Annotated in this window: 2 protein-coding genes; both read right to left on the bottom strand. The window is 32.8% G+C overall.

The features are described from left to right. The coding region (locus ACKWCA_RS23895) for a hypothetical protein (RefSeq protein ID WP_413980771.1) at window positions 1-301 on the bottom strand (301 nt) is incomplete at its 3' end. A gap of 20 nt (window positions 302-321) precedes the next feature. Then, window positions 322-2,873 (bottom strand): aminotransferase class V-fold PLP-dependent enzyme (locus ACKWCA_RS23890; RefSeq protein ID WP_413980770.1); only part of this gene is annotated, 2,552 nt, incomplete at its 5' end.

The raw sequence follows: 2,873 nt of genomic DNA, 5'->3' as shown, positions 1-2,873 counted from the left end.
CCTTCAATTCGATAAGTCGGGGCAGGTTGTACGCCAACGAGGACCTGTCCATCTCATAGAGAAAGTACAATCGCCTTTGGGCGGCCGATAGATCGTAATAATCTCTTGAAGGGGCCTTTTGAATATTTTTTCTTGTTAAACAATTTTCCTCAAGATATTCTAACAATTTTTTTTTATTAACTCTAATTCTTTCAATCAGGTCCAATACTTCAAGTCCTTCTGGTATATTCAATTCAATTTTACCATCAATAACTGTAATATCAATATTGTTATTCCTTAATTCTAGTAATAATGCTTCCATGAAGTATTCCATTTTCTATACTAAATGACAACTTTGTTTTTTGTAATTCCACTATAGTCTGGACCAGATTGAGCCCAGAGGTTTGCCTCTATATACTTAGCTTGTCCAGAAATAGTGTTTTTACGGAAAATTTCTTTTAAGGATATCCTAACTTTAAATATTTTCCAGATTTCATTAGATAGAACAATAGTATTCAAAGAATGACCCCCAAGACTAAAAAAGATTGAATGTATTCCAAAAGTATTTTTATCAAGACTCAATATATTGGACCAAATTTCTTGTAGCTTTTTTTCAGTTTCAGTTGTTGGGGAAACAAAATTCGTTCTTGCATTCAAAACATGGTTAGGTAATAATTTTCTGTCAATTTTACCATTAGACATAATTGGGATGCTTTCTAGCCAGATAAAATCTACCGGTACCATATGAATAGGTAATTTTTTCATTAAAAACTCAATCAGTTCAGCAACATTTAGTTCCTGTCTGGCTTGATAAAAAGCGACAAGTTTTTTTGAAGAGTTGATAGCAGAAATTACAACTGCACTTAATCCAACCAATTCATATTCATTTATACAGGCTTCGATTTCCCCTAATTCGATTCTATGTCCTCTTAATTTTACTTGCCGGTCTAGCCTTCCACAAAATTCAATATTACCGTCAGGTAAATACCTGCCAAGATCACCTGTACGGCGGAACAATTTACCCGCAATAGAAACGTAGTTAAGAGAAGATGTTTTATATTTCGTATTGGTGTAACCTGAAGCTAAACCATCACCATTAATAATGATTTCACCAATGAAACCTCTAACCTGTAATTCACCATATCTATTTAAAATTAGTATTTCCGTATTTGAAATTGGCTTTCCTATTGGAATAATTTTGGTCTCTAATTCAGAGAATCCATCTTTTTCAAACGACTCAAGATCCACATTCTTATCAACTTCTAAGGGTAATTTATTTTCTTCATCGAAGAGTTCTTCTATAATTTCGAATTGATCGAGAATTACGCTTTCAAGGTCACTTTTAGTAGTTAGCGGATTAGAAAGTACAGTTCTAAATACAACGATATCAACATTGTTATGCTTCACAGTCGTCTTCGACACAAAAGTTTTACCCCTAAAAAATTGTTTTTGTTGAATTCTGCTATTTACTTCATTTATCTCTAATACTTCCTTTTCTTCATAAGCTTCAGTACAACGGTATTTAATTGGAATATACCTGTAATTCAAAATGTTGATATTAATAGAAATTAATTCTAGTCCTTTCGTTCTTCTAATTATTTCGGCAAGCATATTTGCTAAACCGATTCCTTTTTCCAATAAAAGTCCATATCCCTTTTTTCCGAAGATATTTAAAGCACCATGGAGGCAAAGAGATAATGCAGAACGAGAACCATCTGGTGTATAACGTCCAAAATCAAATGAATTTGCAGTCGCTTGATACCTGGCTAGTGTAGAATTATAGTTAAGATGATAAGGATTTTTAAAAAGGCAAACACTTATGCCTTGAGGTAAAAAAAGTTGCTTATGTCCACAAAAAGTAATGGTATCGGCCAACTCAATCCCTCTAATTAGCGGAGCATATTTATCAGAAAATTTTAATAATCCACCCCAAGCTGCATCAACGTGAAAATGAATGTTATTCTTTTTAGCAATCTCTCCCATTTCTCGTAATGGGTCAATCCGACCTGTTTCTGTGGCCCCTGCAATTCCAATCAGTGCTACAATCAATAGTTTTTGCTCTTTACAAAAATCAATCTTGTCCTGTAAGTCATCTAAATCAATAACACCTTCTGGTGTGTCATTTACATGAATTATATTCTTGGTGCCAAAACCTAAAAGAGAAGAAGCTTTATCAAACGAGTAGTGCAATAAACTGGTTCCTAATATAACTAAATCGTCATAACCCTTTGAATTTAGAATATGATATATACTCTCATTTATGTTGTTTTTTTCAAAAAGTAACTTATTCCTTGCATTTAGAAGGGCAGAAATATTGGCAGTACTACCTCCACTCGTTATTATTCCTAAATTAGAATTTAATTTTTGAATGTGTTCTTGATAAAAATTTTCGGGAAACGAATAAAATAACTGATGAAGCATTGCGATAGCCTCACGTTCCATAAAAGTAAGAGATTTAGATGTTTCAATTTTTACAAGATTTTGATTTAATTGAGATATTAATTTACTCATATCATGCACATAATCCGGTAAAACTGAGGTCATGTGTCCAATAAATTTAGGAGAAGCTGTGTTTATTGAATATGGCAATATATTTTTTTCAAAATTTGAATAGTATTCTTCGGTACTGGAAGGATATTCGGGAATCTGAGAGGTTTGAAACTTTTTCGTTAAATGGGCAATATCGACATCTGGTTTTGTTATTGAACTATTAAAATTATTCTTTTCGGTCTGATTTAATATATTCTCTTGTTTTGTAAAGTATCTTAATATATCCTCCACATAATACCTATCTACATTGTAATAGGTGGCATCGGCCCCTACTTCCGTAGAACCATAGATATTCACCAATTGAACTTTGCCCCATGCCTTGTAAAATTCCTTGGCCAATTGAA

The organism is Maribacter corallii, from assembly GCF_047345415.1.
In the GTDB taxonomy this organism is placed as follows: Bacteria; Bacteroidota; Bacteroidia; order Flavobacteriales; family Flavobacteriaceae; genus Maribacter_C.
This window is presented reverse-complemented; position numbering and strand designations above follow the sequence as displayed.